Genomic DNA, 16,364 nt, shown 5'->3' with positions numbered 1-16,364 from the left:
ACGGAGCGCTTCGCTATCGCTTGTTGAGTTATGGTCCCCACTCGCTGGGGATATTAATTGAATGGAAACAAACGTAACGGAATAGTGGTGATGGTATATTAAAAAGATTAAGCCTTGGGTGGGTAAAAATGGTAAATACACAACTACTATTACTATTGTTTCTAACATTTCCCCTACTAAAAATTGAAGCCACATTAGCGCAAAATACCCAACCCCGACAAACACCGACAGTAACCCCGACAAAACCCGTCAATAAAACTCCGACGGTCACTGAGCGAAGTCGAAGTGCAACTCCGATACCAAAATCTGTAACACCTGTAAATAATAACGTTGAGACTTCGACAGAGGAAACCACAGAAGAATCGGCAGAACCATTAGATCCTGAAGAAGCTGAACAAAAAGCTAATGATTTAGATAATAAAATTTCCCCTAAGAATCAAAACCCTTTCTCAAAACCTGATATTGATAAGCTATTGACTCAGCAATTTAATGATGATATGTGGCGGATCATGCGGGGTGGTTTACCATGCTTGGAAACTACATCAAGCTGTCTAGAACAATTACAGAATAAATCAGTTGCAGATTCACCATTGCTAAAAGAATTGGATACCAGAATCCAAGAAGCAACTAGCAAAATAGATGAGGCTAGGGCTAAAAATGCCAAAACTGTAAAACTCTCTATATTAACTCCAGCTTTACAATATTTACTCGGACCGACTCCCACCGCTGGTAAACCTCAAGAGGGGAACGGATTAATTGATAATTTATTGGGAATATTTAATGGTAAAACTGGACTAATTAACGGATTAATTAATGTTATTGGTGTACCCTTATTTACAGCTTCTCAAGGGACAAATACAGAAGCTAATCGCAATGCGATTCCTACGGAGCGCTTCGCTATCGCTATTTCTGATCTCCAAATTAAAGTAGCCGAATTACAACGCGCCCGCGCTCAATTAGCAGATACTATCAGAGAGAAAGTGGCAGTAGCCTTGGTGAAATTCGATGAGGGGAGAACTGACTTTCAAATTGCCCAAGTTGTGGGAGCAAGGGCTATTGATCAATTTAAAGTATTTGAGCTACGTTACATTAGGGGGAACAACGATACTGAGGGATATTTAGCAAAGCAATCGGAACTTGATAAAGTCAAGGCTAATACTTATGGTTCTTGGGGGAAAATGCGGCGATTCCTACGGAGCGCTTCGCTATCGCTCTTTGAAATAAAATTATTGGTATTAGGTGTTAAAAATGCAGAAATTTAAAGAGGGCTAAAATAAGCCCTCGGAAAACTGAAAATTAAGGCCAGGAGGATGGAGTATAAGTTGTTGAAACTCCATCTGCAACTTTGCAAACAGGAGGCTGTCCTGCATTTGGTAAAGAAGCAAGAGTATATGATGTTCCGGCAATAGAAAAAGAAGTTAGTGGTAATGTTTCCGTAGCGGTAATTTTTCCAAATCCGCAGGAATTCACGTTAATATTTTTTGTTACATCACTAGGAAGCGCAATCGTTGCCGCACTTCCAGCAGTTTTACCCACTATTACCACCTGACCGTTTGGAGTTTTAAAATTTGCAGGTCTTGCTTCTGAAAAAGCTCCTGAAATGCAAGTTGGCAAAGTTTGAATCGGCAAAGAAGCAGTATCAATAGAAGTTCCATCTACTTTTAACCCTGCAAAAGATCCACTGGTGGGAACAGCTATTTTGACCTCGCCACATGAACCAACAACTCTAGCAGTAGTTTTTGGTGTTGATCCTAAGTCAACTTCTATTTTACTGTTGGCTGTTCCAGACAAGTAAACAGAACTTATCCCACTTTGAGTAACTTTATAAACGGTTGCTGCTCCAAAGGGAACTGCATTAGCTTTGCTGGTAACTCCTGTCTCTGTGATAACGAAGCTTACGGCAGGTATCGCAGCCAACAAACCTAAACTAAAAATCTTTTTAACTAATTTCATAAAATCCCATAATTGTATTAAACAAATAGTATAGTATTCTATATACTTGAATTTGTAAATGAATTATGACGTTAAGAAAAATCATATCAATTCTGGGATTTTTTGTACTGGGTACAGGCTTTTTTGTACTTGCTAAAAACTATTCTCCAGTTTCCTCTAATGTATCCCTACAAAGCATTTCAGCCATGCCAATATCTGAACAATGGCAAGTATTAAGCATTCATGATGGGGATACTGTCAAAGTTCAAAAAGATGGTGTTGTGGAACGAATTAGATTTTGTGGAATTGATGCACCGGAAATTTCTCAACCATAAGGAAAAGAATCCAGAGATTATTTGCGATCCTTAGTTTCCCCTACTAATAAAGTACAAATATCAATAGTGGGTACAGATAAGTATAGTCGCAAAATTGGCGAAATCTTTGTAATTGCAAATGGTACAGAGAAATTTATTAACGAAGAGATGACTAAATCCGGTATGGCGTACAACTACGATAGGTACAAAAATTGTCCTAATCAGGTGGCAATGGGTAATGGGGAAGCGATCGCGAAGTCTAAAAAGCTTGGTGTGTGGAGTGCGAGTGGGAACTATGAAAAGCCTTGGGATTATAGAAAGTCAAAAAAGAATAAATAACTTAATAAATATGCAAGTATGCGATTATGGGGGTTTTCGACTATACAAATGTTCTAATTAATATCTTTGATATCAAAACACTCCGAAGAAATCATCATGCTTTATCTACTGGAATAAACGTTGGTCTTGAGAGATGAAAAATATGGAAATATGGAAATATGGAAATATGGAAATATGGAAATATGGAAATATGGAGAAAGAGTGATTAAGTAAAGAGTTCTTGGGGATTTTGCATCATCCAGGAAGTTATCGAAAATATGGAAAATATGGAAAATATGGAAAATGGACATATAGCATGGTATCATGTTATAATAGAGTTATAATTATTCAATTGGTTGTTATGTTTATTAGAAAAGGTTTTGTGGATCAAATAAAGATTTGGAATTTTGTTAGAAATTATGAAAGTAGCTTAGTAGGTGAAAAATGGAATAATAAAATAAATAGTAGTGGGAGAAAGTGTTTGTGGTTTGGTGTGGGTGTGGAATTAGGTTTTAAATGTAGTATTTTTGATGGTGAAAAAATTAATAATGGATTAAGAAATAAATGTAATGATTTGTGGGGTGGTGAAGATTGGAATAGTATTTTATTGTATAAGTATGATATTGGGTGTGAGTTAAAAAATCATGTTGATAGGGAAATTTTTGATAATAAAGTAATTGTAATTAATATTAGTGAAAATAATTTGTTAGGTGGAAATATAGAATTTTATTATGGTGGAAATATTGAAATATTAAGTAATGGTGAAATTATAGAATTTAATAATAAAATTTCTCATGGTGTCAAAAAAGTTACTACAGAAAGATGGAGTTTAGTGCGATTCGTTGTTAGTTGAATCACGGTATCCAGCCCGTACATAAGCTAACCAACCCAATCCAATCATGGAAAAAGGTTGAACTCTCGGTCTGATATGGGTGAAAGTCCCATCTACCAGACTCAGGTATGAATCCCTACCTGCCCACGATGACCCGACTCGGTTTCGGGAGGTCGAAGCTCTTAACTGGGCGCAATCAGACATCCGTTGTGGGGTGACACTGGTGCTAACGGGGAGTTCCCATGGTGAAACAGAGCCTAAAAAAAGCAACTTACATCTAAGCAGGACACAACAACAACACCTGACTTCATTGGAGTTAATTCCCGCCGAACGTTTAAGCTAGTATCGGCAAGAGTCTAGGGAATCCAGCAGTTGAATTGGCTACACCTAACGGAACGAACAATCAACCGAGGGAACGAATAAAAACGGGTTGAGGGTCTAAGGGCGGATTCGTTCCCTAAGTAGGCTGGACGAGCAGCGGAACTCCCTCAATTCGGGTAGGACAGACCGTAATTGGTCTGAGGTGTTCAGAATACACAGACTGGAGCAGAGCATGATTAGACACAGAGACAACTCTAGTGAATCTTGGAAGACGTTACCCTGGAAGAAATTCCGCCGTAACTTATTCCGCCTACAAAAGCGCGTGTATAAAGCGGTTCAAGTTGGAGACAAGCGTAAAGCAAAGTCCCTACAAAAGCTGATTCTGAAATCAACCGCAGCGAGATTACTGGCTATCCGTCAAGTAACACAGCTAAATACTGGGAAAAAGACCGCAGGAATAGACGGGAAAACCGCGCTCACATTTGAACAAAGGTTTCAATTGAGTGAAAAGCTCAAAACCGAATGTAACGACTGGAAACACCAGGGATTACGTGAAATACCCATCCCTAAAAAGGACGGCAAAACCCGGATTCTCAAAGTCCCCACTATTGCAGATAGGGCGTATCAATGCCTTGTTAAATACGCATTAGAACCAGCCCACGAGGCAACTTTCCACGCCAGGAGCTACGGTTTTAGGACAGGACGTTCAGCCCATGACGCACAGAAAGTCTTGTTCAATAATCTAAACTCAAAAGCCAACGGAATAGATAAAAGGGTTATAGAACTCGATATCGAAAAATGTTTCGACCGGATAAATCACACCGCCATCATGGATAAACTCATAGCTCCTTATAGCATAAAACAGGGAATATTCCGCTGTCTCAAAGCCGGAGTTAATCCAGAATTTCCCGAACAAGGAACACCTCAAGGGGGTGTGGTAAGTCCACTTTTAGCTAACATCGCTTTGAATGGGATTGAAAGTATTCATAGATATCATGCGATGTCTAACTACAGAATTACAGACAAAACCTCAAAGGAGAGTATTGTTGAACCAACAATCCGTTATGCGGATGACATGGTGATAATACTCAGACCCCAAGACGATGCCACAGAAATACTTGACAAAATCAGTCAGTTCCTAGCAGAACGGGGAATGAAAGTCAGTGAGAAAAAGACAAAGCTAACCGCCGCGACAGATGGGTTCGATTTCCTCGGCTGGCACTTTAAAGTCCAGAAAAACGGAAAGTTCAGATGCGTCCCATCAGTGGACAATTATAAAACTTTTCGCAAGAAAGTAAAATTCATCGTCAACAACTCGAATTATGGTGCTACCACAAAGGCTGAGAAATTAGCCCCTGTAGTTAGAGGCTGGAGGAATTACCACCGCTTCTGCAAGATGGACGGGTCGCGTAACTCGCTATACCACATCGAAACAAGAGCATTCAAGGTATTCAATAAGGAAACCAAGCAAAACCGCTACACTAGCAAGAAATTACTAGATAAGGCGTTTCCATCAGTTCCTTATTCCGAACATAAACACATCAATGTCAAAGGAGAGAAATCACCCTACGACGGAGATTTGAGCTACTGGAGCGAGCGTAACAGCAAGCTCTATAACAATCATACCTCTAAAGCCCTCAAACGGCAAAACCATAAATGTGGTCATTGTGGGTTAAAAATGCTCAGTGACGAGAAGGTACATTTACATCATATAGATGGAAACCACCAAAACTGGAAAACTAAAAACCTTCTAGCTATTCACGAAAGTTGCCACGATTATATTCATAAGAGCAAAAGCGAAAGCTAAGAACATCGGGAGCCGTGTACACGGAAACGGGTACGCACGGATCTAACTGAGAGGGGCGGGAAATAATATTCCCCCTCGACTCAACCAGTATTAGAAAAGTATTGTTGTAATTACTGTGTACAAAATATAAATAAATAAAGAAATAAAGACCAAGCCCACCCACCACCCAAAGGCAATCGAAAGAGCTAGTTTCCCTGAGCCAGCCCTTGCAACCAGACACAGCAAATCAAGAAGAAGCTGGGGCAACCCGGCTACTACTCGTAATGCTGGCCTGGTTACAAGCCTACTAGCCCTTTCGACTGCCTAGAGTTATCCCCCAAAACCTAATCCCCTAATCCCCCAGTCCCTACGAGGAAATAAAAATTGTAATCAAAAACAATACCTTAGTCAAATTACGAGGGTGAGATGATAATGCTTTAACCATGAACTCCCGTTCCTCGCTCTTGCTTGGCAAAAACAATCACCCCTAAAAATTCCTTAAAGGTTTCCGACAAGGATTTTTTAAATGTATTGACGGTAGGATAAGGGTTTTAGATTCTAAACTACCTTTTCATCGAAACGCTTATATATGATTATTTTTGCCGTTTTTGCCAAAAATTATCAAGGCTCTTATTTTGGCAATAGTATTGTTAAATATAAAATATCTATACAGGAAAACTAAGACTCAGTATTTTACTAATAAATATAGTCAATAAATTATTGAATGTGGCACAAAGTAGAATGGTAATACCCTGGTATAGGTAAAAACTATAGGTAAAGACTAAGACTTTTTGATGATATCAGAGATAGCTAAGATAATTTCTGATAACTGTTCTGTAGAAGCAGACTGAATGTTATAGAAATTGGTGGCGTTTACGTGGGATTGTCCAAATGTTACTTGTAATCCACCATCACCTAGCAACCGCTTTACCAAAGTTGCTTTGACCTCTGGACTCACATCAGAAACAAGCTGCTCTAAGAGAGTAGATTTTTCCTGATCTTTTAATTTATGAGTTAAATTTTTAATCACATCGGTAATTATTGCACCGTCAAGTTTATTACATTCATTGAGAATTTGTTTCAAACTATCTTGACTCACCCTACTACTCTCTATTTTTCTTTATTCTTGACTTGTATGAACTTCATAATGTAGGGATATCCTAGCTTTTTCTTGCAAGAATAACCTATCAATATCACTGTTCAGTCAATGTTTACAATCTAAATGTAGCAATAATTGACGGTTTAATACACTACACTCACTAAGAACCTATCATTAAAACTTATAGTATTCATTTATCAAATAGTATATAACCTATTGGTAGCATTTATTCACGCAACTACTCGTTCTTTAACCCGATTTTTGACGTTCAAAGAATGAGCGATCGCTTCCAATACCCTAGCTTTTTCTTCTGGAGGCGAGCTTGCTACAATTGCCGCTAAGTCAAAGCTCACCATTCCTAATTTAGCCATAGTTGCTGCTCGAATGTGTTCAGGCAGTGCATGAACTAGCTTAAAGAAGTCCCCAGACCTTATATCTTCCCTTTCTCTACTTAGCAACCGTGAAATCATACTATTGTTCACACCAGCAGCACGAGAAAGTTTAGCATTTGTCGTTCCTTCACTCATTGCCTGTTCTATAGCTTGAATTAATATTTCTTTAGGTTCTATCATTGTTAATTAGTAGAAGTATAGTGTATATTATTGTTATACAGTAAAAAGTAATTTTTCGACAATGGGGGGAACTTAAATTCACTTGTAAAGAAATACCTTAACCATAAACAGTGGCTAAGGCAAAATTGAAAAAAAATTTAATTCATTAACTTACATTATGACTCATAAACCAGGATTGTGCTACTGTCTCCAGTACGAATTGAGAGATTTTTTATGCTTTTTTAGCAGGTTTTTCCTAACCTCCAATAGTTTACTGCTATTTCCTGCAAGGATTTACAAACAAGTTCCAGACTCTGGTGATAGCTTGCGTGGCGTAGCCATACTCACAAAGATATTTCTAGCACAATTAATTTTCGCGGCTAAGGAGGTGCAGTCATGAAACTCACACCAAAGCCCATTCAGGATTATAAAGACAGCATTATCACCGCAACGGGTAAAACTCATGTACTAACAAACACTGACATCAACGTTTATCAACCTCTTGAGACATTTGACATTAGGAATTTTCTAGACAATCTGACACCAGCTAAGGAAAAAAATAAATACATTTGTCCAGTGTGTGAAGGGCATAACCTCAGCATTGACATTAATACAGGTGAATATCAGTGCTGGAATGGGTGCGAATGCAGAAATATTCGGGAAGCAATCAAACCCTGGTCTGAAGTGTTAGAGGAACGCAAGCACAGTAAATACACTTCACACCCCAAAGTTACCCCTATCCGACGTAAAGCGAAAAACCTACAACCAGCCCCAATCTCCACAGATAACATCAGCATAGGCATTTTGCCTAACCCAGTAACAGCACTGGAAACAATAATGGTGGGGGAAAACCTGATTACTAAATACCCCTATTCTTCTACCCAGTGGGTAAACCGAACTGATAAACCAAATGAGGATAAAATAACCATTCCCTACCACATCAACAATAAAGGTGAGACAGTCAAAGGCAAAGGCAAGAGTAGTGATGACTGGCAACCATACCGATTTGATGAAATATGCCAATACGGTGCAGGTAAATGGGTGTTAGGAGTTGAGGGTGAGAAATGTACCGACATTGCACGGTTCGTTTATCAACTACTAACATTCACTTTTCAAGGTGGTAGTTGGGGTGAAAAGGTTTTATTTCAGTATTTTCAATCTCTCAAGGATGCTGGGGTAGCTGGGATAATTTATTGGCCAGATCATGATGATACCGGATACAGCAAAGCTAAAAAATGCGGTGAAGCTGCTGCTAAAGTCGGATTACCATTTGTAGTAATTGATCCTCTAACCATCTTCCCAGAATGTCCAGAAAAGGGCGATATAGCTGATTTTGCAAATATAGTAGCCATGAATGGAGATGAATTAGCCAGCCTACTACAAAACCAAATCAGGGAAGCAGCACAACAACAAACGGAACAAGCGCAAGAAGAATTTGATGATATTCCCCCTGGTAAAGAAAGAAAAAAATTAGGATTTTCGCAATTGGCATTAGAAGCACTCTACATGGATACCCCTTGGATTTGCGCTGGTGATAAGCTTTATAAATGGGTAGGCAATCATTACCAGCTAGTACCGGAATGTATAGAGAGAAGGCGGATAGCCGATTTTTGCGACAGCTATGTAGTTTGGAAACGTGAGGAAAATAACACACTGGTTGCAACCTATCCTTATGCCAAACCCTCCAGAATTGATGAAGCAATAAAATGGGCAAAATCAAAGCTTTCCGTGAAGTTAGATAGTCTCAACCCATCTGGATTAAACTGTCTCAACGGTATTCTGCAAATTACGTGGGATGGTAATAAACCATCATGGCAGTTAGTCGCCCATCACCCCAGCTACTATTACACATATGCTCCACTGATTGAATATAATCCTAATGCAGATCCCGGAGATTGCGATCGCTTACTTAATGTATTGGATGCACCTCAACGGGAAATTTTCTTAAAAGTCATAGCTGCCAGCTTAGACTTACCCAATGTCAGACGTTTGAAGGGTAGATTAATTCGGGCTTTACTCCTCAAAGGTACAGGTAGCAATGGTAAAGATGCTCTCAGAGAAGCGATCGCCACAATTTATGGTAAACAAGGTATAACATCAGCTACCCTTACTGACTTTGCTCAATATGATGCTGGGCGCAAATTCCCACTGCGTAAATTAATCTATTCGCGGATAAACTGGGCATCGGAAAATACCAATAGCACAAAGCTAGATAAGATCCAGAGCCTCAAAGCATTTGTTACTGGTAATCCACTTGATTCTGAGGGCAAAGGCAAAGATGATGAGGAGTTCACACCCAATGCAATCTGTTTATTCAATATCAACGATGTCCCAAATATACAAGGTAGTCTTGAGGCCATACTATCTCGTAATGCAGTCATAGATTTTAATAAGACATTCAAGATAGGTGCAGATCCAAGCAAGGGGGAATTAGAAGCAGATCCACGTTTTGCTTATGACCCCATGTTTTTACGGCTGATGGTATGCCCTGCTTTGTTGAATCGCCTACTTGATGCCCTTAAAGATTTGATGATTAACGGTATAGATTACAGTTGCACCCAACAAACACTAGAAGATATCCAAGTAGAAAACTCTCACCTATTCCAGTTTATCCAGGATACAGAATTAAATTATGACCCTAATGACTATCTATCAGCCTCAGATATTTGGACCAGGTTAGAGCAGTGGTATTTAGATAACGGAACTCTTACCTATGAAGAAACTAAAAATGGGAAGCAAAAAGCTATTTGGCAAGAGCAGGTAAAAGCATCAGATAAGAATGTGAAGGCTGTAAATCAGGTGATAGCAAGGTTTAAACAACTGTTCCCCAAAGCCAAATTAGTAACTGTACCTCATCCATCTGGTAAACGTAATATGCAAGTGTTACAAGGTGTAAGTTTTGGTTCTATTGTCAATAAGCAAAACTACATAGCAATAAATGAAAATTCCAAACCAGATACACAGCAGTTGCCACACCAAGAAAGCCTTGTAAATCAAGACTTCCACACCAATCACACCAGTTTTAATAATTTTGTGGAAACAGAAAATCAAGAAAATGATTTAACTTTTTCCCAACAATGTGAAACAGAATTTAATGAAGAAAAGAAAAAAGAAGAGAAATTGGTGTGCGATCAACATAAGTCTTGTACAGCAAGTATTTCTGGTGTGCAAAGTGGTGTGATAGGTGATGTGGCAGATGATCTTATTGCTAGGGAAAATTCCTTATTGAGAATAGAAACAGAAAATATAAGCACTGATGATTCTCATACTATTGCTGAAGTTCCGATTCCAAAGCTCCAATCAGAAACCACATCAACAAAAATAATCAGTGCAGACTCACAACTAGAAAGCAGCATCAACAGTGATTCAGGGAGTTACTGACAATGGTTAACACTCAATTAACTACGCCTTGGGATTATTGTCAGTCCTGGGAAGACGGTTCATGCTCTTACGACGGCCACACAATTACTTGGAAACACCAAACCATAATTGTTACTAACTACATTAAGCAAAAGTATCTAAGTCCAGATTGGTATTTTAAAAAACTTACTGAACACTGGGAACTGATAGGGTTTATAGCTTTGTTTTTGAGTGATGGAACAACAGCTTCCACACAAGAACTCAGTCAAGCCCTGAAGCTGAATTTGTCAGTTGTCGATAATGCAGTGGAATTGGGGTTTTCAATTGGGTGGTTTGAAGTCAACGAAAAAGTCAGTTTGATTTTCTTAGAGGAAAAATGCGACAACTCGATTTATGTTCAGGAGTCGGAGCAGGTTTTGGAATTGCCGGACTCCGTGCAGGTTGGGAACTTGTGGGAATCTGCGAGAACGATAACTACTGTACAGACATCCTCAGTAAACGATTCCCCGGTTATCCTGAGCGAGTGGTACGATATCCCGCCGAGTTGGCTAGACCCCTTGGAGTCCCGTCCGGCAACGGCACTATTAGAAAACAAAGATAGACAGCAGGAAATCTTCTTGATCCCAGAGTTGCCGCCATCGGAGTTAACAGAGTTCAATACCTTGCAACTATCGCCGGGGTCAATAACTACTGAGAAATTCTTAGAGAAAAACTTAGATACTGAAATAACCCATGCCTGTGGTTGTTTGTACCAGTATCTTGAAAATAAGAAATTAAAGAATGGTTCAATAGTTAGTTACCCTCGTGTAGAAGGTGAACGCGATAAGCACAATTATCTACATTGGCGTTGGGGATACAATTGGAAGGAGAAAATTGATGGTCAATGGAAAAACCGCTCTTTGGGAGTTGCCACAAAAATAGTTACCGCAGTTGCAAATATGATCCACAACGGTAATAGTGTACAAAATATCAGGGAGTTTATAACACTCAGTAAAAACTCTAAGAAAACTCATAAATAATAAATTTTCTCTAAGAATTTTCTTGGGTAATTCTACAACAAGAACCTAGTAAATTTAGTAACTAAGAGTTCTTAATTTTGTGATGCGTATTAAATAATATAAAATGATTAAAGCAAATAATTTTTAGATGTGGGATTAATTATCCTCAACTAAACTACTGAGAAATTCTTAGAGAAAAACTTAAATACTGAGAAAATCCCTGTCTATTGTTGTTGCCCATAAAAAAAACTTCCAAGCAAATATCTGGAAGTTCTGAATCTTAAACATTTACTGTTTGCTTTACTGGCATCTGTCGTTCTGGCATTGGTTGAAGTGCTGCATTAATAGGTACATACTTACAATAACAAATCACAATCATATCAAATCCCATACCGGAAATATCAGGAGTATAGGTTTCAACACTGGTTACTTCCCAATCACTTAAATGATGATGGGTTTTGGCTTCTGGGTATTCGGCATCAATAAACTGCTCAACTTTAATAAATTCCGGGGGACGATAACCAACTTCGGGTAGTGGTGTATCTGAACAATCATAGTGTTCACCTAGAGTTTTGGTTAAAGAACCCGTGTGAGCATATTTTCTGTCTTGCCAACCTGGTTGACGTTTATCAGCACGAAACACAATCCATCTACGCATCATCACAACATTCCTCATCGGCTGCGGCATGACGTGATTTATTTTGCTCCTGGGGTTTTGGCATATTCTCTTTTATTCAACTTTCTTGTTAGGATTATTTTTGATTGTTTCAGCGATCGCCTCCCATATATCTTTGATTTCATCTTTACTATTGAGATTAAATTGATAGACAGTGTTGGCGTGGACTTGAGAATTTCCCATTGTTACAGAGCAACTATTATCGTCTTTGATAGGAAATAATTTCTTTACTAACTTAGCTTTTTCATCTATCGTCAAATGTTCAGTAGCAATTTCCAAAAATTCTAACTTTTCTTCAGCGCTTAACTTATCGTAATGATCTCTGTCCATTGGGATTCCCTGGTAATAACTGCTATAATTATCCTATATTTTATTTAAAATATCAATAAATTTAAAAGTAGTTATGTAAAGAGTGGATTTAATTGATAGAGATTATTTATGGTCGTGCTACATCATAACAAATAGAGCAAATTTTACAGGAATTAAAGTTTTATAGAGGTTTTGGGATGACTAACTTAATTACTTTACAAACAATATTTATTAAAGATGATGTTTCTATCAGGTTAAATAAGTTAGACAATCACTTAAAACAAATTCAGTGTTTATTACTGGATTCTAATAATAATGATGTTGTCAAAAGTTTAATTAGAGAAACTATGTATTTTATTGAATGGATAGCCCCTGATATAGAATTTAACTATGCTTTTGAGTTAGCTAATTCAGAAGTTTGGAATAACATAGAAGCACGAAATCAAATTATTGATGAACTTGGTACTTGGAATGACCGGGTTTTACAAATGTCACAATTACTTACTCTATAATATTATGAATCAACCACCTTTACCTCAGCCACAATTAGAACCCAGTGGTATTACTTCTGACCAATATGAGGAATTTACCCCAGCAAAACTAGAACTGAGTAATGGATATCTGGGTTACGGTGGACAAGATAATTTAGGGTTTCATTTATCTGTGCTTACGAATATGGGGTTATTAACAGCAGTACGAAATACCAATTTATCACTGTGGATAGAAGCTCTGGACTGTGTGTTTATAGAAAAACTAGCAAAAGTTAATGCTGAACCAGAAGTAGCAGAAGCAATGTTAAATAGATTTAATCAGGCAATGTTAGATTTGGAAGCAGTGATAGATGATTTGGCGGAATAACGTACCTTTGGGATTTTCCTCTAAGAAAATTTTGACAGTAGCATGGAACAAAGGAAATGTAGGGGCAACCTTTCCAACATTCTTAGAGAAACCCAAAAGTAATTTGTAGAGTAAGTATAATCACTGAGAGATTTTCTTAGAGGAAACCGCAAAACTGTAATATTGTGGGAATTAAAACCAAACCAATATAACCTTCTGGGGCAATATTATCATCCTTAAACTTTTCCTCTAAGAATTTATTGGTATTTATGTATGGGTAGCTTGAACTACAAATATAAATTGATGATACGTATAATAACAAGTTTCCTCTAAGAATCGCCGGGGGTACTGAGAAATTCTTAGAGGAAATGCCAAAGTAATTATTGTGTTAGTGTAATTACTGGGAAATCAAGCAAGAAAACCATGATTGACACTCTCAGGGAGCCAAGCCGCTGAGATTCTTAGGAGATTTTCAGTCGTAAAGGCTGTGCCAAACAGCCACTAGACACTCCGCTTAAAGCATTGTGCTTACTTTTTCACAAGAATATTAGCTGCACCATTGCAGTCTGCATTCACCAAAACACCATGCTGAGTACGATACAGACCCCGCTTAATTCGCTTGCCAGAGAACTCGTGCTTATTGGGATTGTCGGCATTAAAAACAGGAATAGTATCATTGTCTAAAAAACTAGCTTTACTAGTATAAGATTCTTCCTGCTCCACGTATTTGATTCCGTATCGCTCACAGAGAGCTTTCAGTTGAAATCTAAAGCTGCTGTGGGGAATCTGCACGAAATTCTGATTATTGCGAGAACCAATATTAATGGATTGCTTCATCTCAATATTGAAGCCAACTAGGCATTGAGTTAGGTCGAGGGGGAGTATTATCTCCCGCCCCTCCCAATTAGAACCGGACATACCCGTTTCCGTGTATCCGGCTCCCGACAGTCTCAGGCTTCCCTTTTGCTGGTGTGGATATATTGGTGACAGGATTGATGTACTGCCATCAAATTGTTGGGTTTCCAGTTATTGTGATTGCCATCAATGTGGTGAAGGTGTATATCTTCGTTATCTATAAACCGCAGACCACAATACCCACATTTATGTTCTTGCTTGGTTAAAGCTTTGGCTGTCATCCCGTCGTAGTATTTGGATTTTCTTTTGCTCCAGTAGACAATATCACCATTAAATGGAGAGGCATCCCCTTTAACCATGATGTGCTTGTGTTCTGAATACGGTACTGCGGGGAATGCTTTATCAATTAAAACATCCGTTTGATAGCGGTTAAGTTTTGGTTCTTTATTAAAGACTTTCCATGTTCTCAAGCGGGTGAACCACAATGAGAATCTTGAACCATCCATCTTACAGTAACGGTGGTAGTTTCTCCATCCTCTAACTATGGATGCAAGTTTTATGGCTTTAACTACAGCACCATAATTTGAGTTATTGACTATGGCTTTAACTTTCTTACGGAATGATTTGTAGTTATCCTCTGAGGGCGTACTTCTAAACTTTCCGTTTTGTTGGACAAAAAATTTCCAACCTAGAAAATTGAATCCAGTAGTCGCGGGAACAAATCGAGTCTTAGCTGTCTTAATATTTAGACCCCTAATACGCAAGAATTCTGTAATTTCATCAAAGACTTTTGCTTGGTCATCGCCTTTCTTAAAAATAAAAACCATGTCATCTGCGTATCTCACAGATTTATGTATGGCTTCTATTCCATGTAGGGCAATGTTGGCAAGTAATGGGCTGCACACGCCACCTTGAGGTGTACCTTGTTCAGGGAATTCAGGGTTGACTCCTGCTTTCAGACATTTCCATACCCCCAATTTTACACTCTGAGGTGCTATTATTTGCGACATGAGGTGGTTATGGCTGATGCGGTCGAAACATTTTTCAATATCCATTTCTAGGATGATTTTGTCCTTACCGTGAGACTGTGACCTCAAATTATCAAATAGATATTTCTGAGCGTCATGAGTCGAGCGACCGGGACGGAAGCCATAGGAACGTTCATGGAAAATTGCTTCATGTGCAGGTTCGATGGTGTATTTGATAATACACTGCCATGCTCTATCCTTAATAGTGGGAACCTTGAGTATTCTTTTAGTTCCGTCCTTTTTGGGAATAGGTATTTCTCTTAACTTACTGTGAGTCCAGGTATTAACCTGTTCCATGAGTAGTTTATCGAGTTCCACCCGTTCCTTGTAGGTTAGAGATGCTTTACCATCTACCCCAGCAGTTTTCTTGCCCAGATTAAGCTGCGTCACTTGACGAATTGCTAGTAATCTTGCGCTTCGGGATTTCAGTATCAGCTTTTGAAGATTGTTGATTCGTTTCCTATCGCCAACTCGAACAGCTTTCCACAAACGACATTGGAGGCGAAAGAGGTTCTTGCGGAATTTCTTCCACGGTAGACTCTTCCAAAGTTCACTATCACTATTACTAGTCATGTGTCCAACCATACTCACCTTTGTAATATGTGTTCTGACTACCTCGAAGCAATTACGCTTCGTCTTACCCGATGGCAGGGGTTCCGCGTCTCGTCTCGCCTACAGGGGTTTCGACCTATCCCCTGACCTAACCATCGTTTTTCTTCGTTCCGACCCGTAGATTGTGATGATGTTTTAGGACAGACCATTTCGCCTATACCCTTCTCGGAGATTGCATCTAGGTCGGCTAACTGATGCGAGAGTTGCGGGTATAAAGTCGGCATATTTTATTCAGGTTGCCGCTTCGTATTAAGACGTTTTTCTAGGTCTAGTTTATCCATGACATCCCCCTATTAGCGCCAGTGTGGCTACCTGCTTTGTTTTTCCTCTGATTGCGCCCTGTTTCCAGCTTCACTCTGTAGGATTCCGAGCCTACTCGGTGTGGACAGGTTAGGAGTCAACTGTCTCTTCAGTGGTGGGGTTTTCACCCACATCTCTGGGTCAGTTATAAACATTTTGGAGGTAAGGGGTCAAGCCGGGATAAGGGTAAAATGGGACACGTTGTAAATAAATGTTGCAGAAACCAATTTAGTGAT

At 38.9% G+C, this 16,364-nt stretch carries 15 protein-coding genes and 2 pseudogenes; 10 read left to right on the top strand and 7 right to left on the bottom strand.

Annotation, left to right across the window (positions count from 1 at the left end):
- Positions 1–128 precede the first annotated feature (128 nt).
- Positions 129–1,262: a hypothetical protein gene (locus ANA_RS23185; RefSeq protein WP_015081711.1), complete on the top strand. Its 1,134-nt coding sequence runs from the start codon at positions 129–131 to the stop codon at positions 1,260–1,262.
- Positions 1,263–1,296: 34 nt separating this feature from the next.
- Here the strand turns inward: ANA_RS23185 and ANA_RS23180 are convergent, their stop codons facing one another.
- The gene (locus tag ANA_RS23180; protein WP_015081710.1) at positions 1,297–1,953 is read right to left on the bottom strand and encodes a hypothetical protein; all 657 of its coding nucleotides are present in this window, start codon (positions 1,951–1,953) and stop codon (positions 1,297–1,299) included.
- A gap of 185 nt (positions 1,954–2,138) precedes the next feature.
- On the opposite strand from ANA_RS23180, the gene ANA_RS28405 reads away from it, so the two are divergent.
- The 5 genes and pseudogenes from ANA_RS28405 to ANA_RS23165 all read left to right on the top strand — a co-directional run bounded on the left by ANA_RS28405 (position 2,139) and on the right by ANA_RS23165 (position 5,524).
- Positions 2,139–2,267, top strand: a complete 129-nt coding sequence (locus ANA_RS28405) for a thermonuclease family protein (RefSeq protein ID WP_256380225.1) — start codon at positions 2,139–2,141, stop codon at positions 2,265–2,267.
- 12 nt (positions 2,268–2,279) lie between these two features.
- Positions 2,280–2,585: pseudogene (locus ANA_RS28025) on the top strand (thermonuclease family protein); the annotation flags it as partial.
- A gap of 220 nt (positions 2,586–2,805) precedes the next feature.
- On the top strand, positions 2,806–3,417 hold the full coding sequence (locus tag ANA_RS23170) for a hypothetical protein (RefSeq protein WP_235082156.1): 612 nt from the start codon (positions 2,806–2,808) through the stop codon (positions 3,415–3,417).
- Between the two features lie 79 nt (positions 3,418–3,496).
- The gene (locus ANA_RS26325) at positions 3,497–3,739 is read left to right on the top strand and encodes a hypothetical protein (RefSeq protein WP_148279086.1); all 243 of its coding nucleotides are present in this window, start codon (positions 3,497–3,499) and stop codon (positions 3,737–3,739) included.
- Between the two features lie 210 nt (positions 3,740–3,949).
- The gene (locus ANA_RS23165) at positions 3,950–5,524 is read left to right on the top strand and encodes a group II intron reverse transcriptase/maturase (protein WP_015081708.1); all 1,575 of its coding nucleotides are present in this window, start codon (positions 3,950–3,952) and stop codon (positions 5,522–5,524) included.
- Positions 5,525–6,284: 760 nt separating this feature from the next.
- Here ANA_RS23165 and ANA_RS23160 read toward each other — a convergent pair.
- Entirely contained in the window at positions 6,285–6,602 is a 318-nt protein-coding gene (locus ANA_RS23160) for a hypothetical protein (protein ID WP_015081707.1), read from the bottom strand.
- A 230-nt stretch (positions 6,603–6,832) separates the two neighbouring features.
- Positions 6,833–7,174: a hypothetical protein gene (locus tag ANA_RS23155; protein ID WP_015081706.1), complete on the bottom strand. Its 342-nt coding sequence runs from the start codon at positions 7,172–7,174 to the stop codon at positions 6,833–6,835.
- A 375-nt stretch (positions 7,175–7,549) separates the two neighbouring features.
- Between ANA_RS23155 and ANA_RS23150 the strand changes: the two genes are divergently transcribed.
- The gene (locus tag ANA_RS23150) at positions 7,550–10,534 is read left to right on the top strand and encodes a DUF5906 domain-containing protein (RefSeq protein ID WP_015081705.1); all 2,985 of its coding nucleotides are present in this window, start codon (positions 7,550–7,552) and stop codon (positions 10,532–10,534) included.
- 2 nt (positions 10,535–10,536) lie between these two features.
- The gene (locus ANA_RS23835; RefSeq protein ID WP_015081704.1) at positions 10,537–11,532 is read left to right on the top strand and encodes a hypothetical protein; all 996 of its coding nucleotides are present in this window, start codon (positions 10,537–10,539) and stop codon (positions 11,530–11,532) included.
- A gap of 259 nt (positions 11,533–11,791) precedes the next feature.
- Here ANA_RS23835 and ANA_RS23140 read toward each other — a convergent pair whose 3' ends face one another.
- Together ANA_RS23140 and ANA_RS23135 are read right to left on the bottom strand one after the other, a co-directional pair.
- Complete coding sequence (locus tag ANA_RS23140) at positions 11,792–12,172, bottom strand: hypothetical protein (RefSeq protein ID WP_235082163.1); 381 nt, start codon at positions 12,170–12,172, stop codon at positions 11,792–11,794.
- Positions 12,173–12,241: 69 nt separating this feature from the next.
- The gene (locus tag ANA_RS23135) at positions 12,242–12,517 is read right to left on the bottom strand and encodes a hypothetical protein (protein WP_015081702.1); all 276 of its coding nucleotides are present in this window, start codon (positions 12,515–12,517) and stop codon (positions 12,242–12,244) included.
- A 176-nt stretch (positions 12,518–12,693) separates the two neighbouring features.
- Here ANA_RS23135 and ANA_RS23130 point away from each other — a divergent pair, with 176 nt between their 5' ends.
- Both ANA_RS23130 and ANA_RS23125 read left to right on the top strand, forming a co-directional pair.
- The gene (locus ANA_RS23130) at positions 12,694–13,008 is read left to right on the top strand and encodes a hypothetical protein (protein ID WP_015081701.1); all 315 of its coding nucleotides are present in this window, start codon (positions 12,694–12,696) and stop codon (positions 13,006–13,008) included.
- Between the two features lie 4 nt (positions 13,009–13,012).
- Positions 13,013–13,354: a hypothetical protein gene (locus tag ANA_RS23125; RefSeq protein ID WP_015081700.1), complete on the top strand. Its 342-nt coding sequence runs from the start codon at positions 13,013–13,015 to the stop codon at positions 13,352–13,354.
- A 440-nt stretch (positions 13,355–13,794) separates the two neighbouring features.
- Here ANA_RS23125 and ANA_RS23120 read toward each other — a convergent pair.
- Both ANA_RS23120 and ANA_RS23115 read right to left on the bottom strand, forming a co-directional pair.
- Positions 13,795–14,191: pseudogene (locus ANA_RS23120) on the bottom strand (IS200/IS605 family accessory protein TnpB-related protein); the annotation flags it as partial.
- 92 nt (positions 14,192–14,283) lie between these two features.
- Positions 14,284–15,801: a reverse transcriptase domain-containing protein gene (locus ANA_RS23115; protein ID WP_015081699.1), complete on the bottom strand. Its 1,518-nt coding sequence runs from the start codon at positions 15,799–15,801 to the stop codon at positions 14,284–14,286.
- Positions 15,802–16,364: the final 563 nt, after the last annotated feature.

It is taken from the genome of Anabaena sp. 90, assembly GCF_000312705.1.
GTDB lineage: Bacteria > Cyanobacteriota > Cyanobacteriia > Cyanobacteriales > Nostocaceae > Dolichospermum > Dolichospermum lemmermannii.
This window is presented reverse-complemented; position numbering and strand designations above follow the sequence as displayed.

Coding starts and splice junctions, on each gene's coding strand:
- ANA_RS23185 (WP_015081711.1), top strand. CDS start 129: ATGGTAAATACACAACTACTATTACTATTGTTTCTAACATTTCCCCTA.
- ANA_RS23180 (WP_015081710.1), bottom strand. CDS start 1,953: ATGAAATTAGTTAAAAAGATTTTTAGTTTAGGTTTGTTGGCTGCGATA.
- ANA_RS28405 (WP_256380225.1), top strand. CDS start 2,139: ATGCCAATATCTGAACAATGGCAAGTATTAAGCATTCATGATGGGGAT.
- ANA_RS23165 (WP_015081708.1), top strand. CDS start 3,950: ATGATTAGACACAGAGACAACTCTAGTGAATCTTGGAAGACGTTACCC.
- ANA_RS23155 (WP_015081706.1), bottom strand. CDS start 7,174: ATGATAGAACCTAAAGAAATATTAATTCAAGCTATAGAACAGGCAATG.
- ANA_RS23150 (WP_015081705.1), top strand. CDS start 7,550: ATGAAACTCACACCAAAGCCCATTCAGGATTATAAAGACAGCATTATC.
- ANA_RS23835 (WP_015081704.1), top strand. CDS start 10,537: ATGGTTAACACTCAATTAACTACGCCTTGGGATTATTGTCAGTCCTGG.
- ANA_RS23140 (WP_235082163.1), bottom strand. CDS start 12,172: ATGATGCGTAGATGGATTGTGTTTCGTGCTGATAAACGTCAACCAGGT.
- ANA_RS23135 (WP_015081702.1), bottom strand. CDS start 12,517: ATGGACAGAGATCATTACGATAAGTTAAGCGCTGAAGAAAAGTTAGAA.
- ANA_RS23130 (WP_015081701.1), top strand. CDS start 12,694: ATGACTAACTTAATTACTTTACAAACAATATTTATTAAAGATGATGTT.
- ANA_RS23125 (WP_015081700.1), top strand. CDS start 13,013: ATGAATCAACCACCTTTACCTCAGCCACAATTAGAACCCAGTGGTATT.
- ANA_RS23115 (WP_015081699.1), bottom strand. CDS start 15,801: ATGGTTGGACACATGACTAGTAATAGTGATAGTGAACTTTGGAAGAGT.